The sequence below is a fragment of the Streptomyces sp. CC224B genome (assembly GCF_030010595.1).
GTDB classification, from domain to species: Bacteria; Actinomycetota; Actinomycetes; order Streptomycetales; family Streptomycetaceae; genus Streptomyces; species Streptomyces longispororuber.
This window is the reverse complement of the sequence record NZ_JASCXL010000240.1, coordinates 1-1,993: the sequence shown is the minus strand read 5'-3', so window position 1 is coordinate 1,993 and position 1,993 is coordinate 1. Positions and strand designations below refer to the sequence as shown.

Genomic DNA, 1,993 nt, shown 5'->3' with positions numbered 1-1,993 from the left:
AATCCAGATACAGATCCCCCACCTGAAGCGTGTACCGCTCGGCACGCCCCGGATCGGCCTCGAACAACTCCCGCAGACGCACCTCCCCCAGCTGCTCCTTGTGCTCGACCAGCGCCGTCCATGCGCTCGTCCGCGTCAGCTCGGTACGGTCATCTGCTGCCATCTGGACTTCAGCCTTCTCTCGTACAACGTGAGTTCTGTGCGTACGCCCCGCTGTCCCAACCTAATTGATCAGCGCCCCGTACGAGGCGTCTGTCCGCTGTCGGCCGGCTTCAGTACGGGGGTGAGCGCGGCGACGGAGAGCGTGAAGAGGGCGGCCGCGAGGAGCATCGGGGTGTTGGGGCCCCACAGCGTGGCCACGAGCCCGCCGAGTATCGCCCCGAGCGGGGCCCCGGCGGTGGCCAGGGTGCGGAACGCCGCGCTGATCCGCCCCAGCACGGCGGCGGGAGCGCGCTGCTGCATCAGGGTGTGGGTACTGACGTTCCACACCATCCCCATGGCGCCGAACAGGGTCATGCTCACCGTCAAGGCCACGACGTCACGGAGCGTGCCCATGGCCATGAGCGCAGCGATCTGGGCCGTTCCGGCGGCGAAGACGCTGCGGACACGCCCGAGCCGCCGTGCCAGCCGCCCGGCGAGCACCCCGCCCACCAGGCTTCCGGCCGCGTAGGCGGTTATGGCCGCCGCGTACCCGCCGTCGCCCGCGTTCAGCCAGTCGGTGACCAGGACGACGAGGGTGGCCAGGAGCGCGCCTATGCCGACGTTGCCGATCGCGGTCGCCGCGCACAGGCCGCGCAGCACCCGGTCCCGCCACAGGGCGCGCAGGCCGTGCGCGATGTCGGACCGCAGGGTGGCGCCGGCGGGTCTGGGCGGGTGCTCCGGCGGGGGCATCCGCAGGGAGGCCACGAGCGCGGCCGCCACCAGATAGGTCAGGGCGTCGGCCGCGTACGGAAGCCCCGGCCCCGCGGCGATCAGGAAGGGCACCGCGGGCGCGGCGAGGAGACCGCCCGCGAGCTGCTGGCCAGTGAGCAGCCGGGCGTTCGCGCTGCCCAGGGCGTCCCGGTCCACCAGGGCGGGCAGCAGGGCCGTGGCCGCGTTGTCGAACAGGGTCTGGAGCGTGGTGAGCAGCAGCGCGAGCGCGATGAGCAGGCCGATGGACGCGTGGCCGAGCGCCACGGCGAGGGCGAAGGCACCCACGAGCAGGCCGCGGGCCACGTCCACCCGCCACATGGCGCGCCGCTGGTCCACGCGGTCGGCGACGGCCCCGCCGAGCAGCCCGAAGACGAGCCACGGCAGGTAGCCGCAGGCGGTTACGGAGGCTATGAGCAGCGGGTCGTCGGTGAGGGACGCGGCGAGCAGCGGCAGCGCCGCCTTGCGCAGCGAGTCGCCGAAGCTGGAGAGCACGGCGGCGCCCCACAGCCTGCCGAAACCCCCGCGCCAGGCGACGCGCCGCGCGCCGTCGGCCCCGGCTTCGACCGTCTTCGCAGGCGTCACAACTCCCCCCGTCCGTCGCGCGGTTCACGATCACCCCCCACGGTAGGGGGCACCACTGACAATCACCGGGGGACACACGCCCACCTGCACGTTCCTTGATCCGGCCGGGGAAACGGCGGGGGCGACGCGGGAACGGCCACGGCCAGATGCGGGGCGGGACGCTCACGGCTGGGGCGGCGCGGGACGCTCACGGCAGGTGTCGCGCGGCGATCGCGGTGGGGCGGCGCGGGAACGGACACGGCAGATGCCGCGCGGCGATCGCGGCGCGGCAACAGTCACCGCGGGCGGGCGCGGCACGGGAACCGCCACGGCAGGCGTGGCACGAGAACCACCATGGCGCACGCGGCGCGGGAACCGCCACGGCAGGCCAGGCGCCGAAACAGGTCCGGGGGGGCCCCCCCCGGGGGGGGGCGGGGGGGGGAATATAAATATAGCCCCCCCCAGTTGGGGGGGCCCCCGCGCGGGGGGGGGCGCCCGGCCCGGCGCGGCGCCGCCCCCC

Annotated in this window: 1 protein-coding gene and 1 pseudogene; both read right to left on the bottom strand. The window is 74.5% G+C overall.

What is annotated here, in order from left to right; all coding sequences use genetic code 11:
* Positions 1–163 (bottom strand): annotated as a pseudogene (locus tag QK440_RS41145) (glucose-6-phosphate isomerase); the annotation flags it as partial.
* Positions 164–231: 68 nt separating this feature from the next.
* Positions 232–1,494: an MFS transporter gene (locus QK440_RS41140; protein WP_282798381.1), complete on the bottom strand. Its 1,263-nt coding sequence runs from the start codon at positions 1,492–1,494 to the stop codon at positions 232–234.
* Positions 1,495–1,993 lie beyond the last annotated feature (499 nt).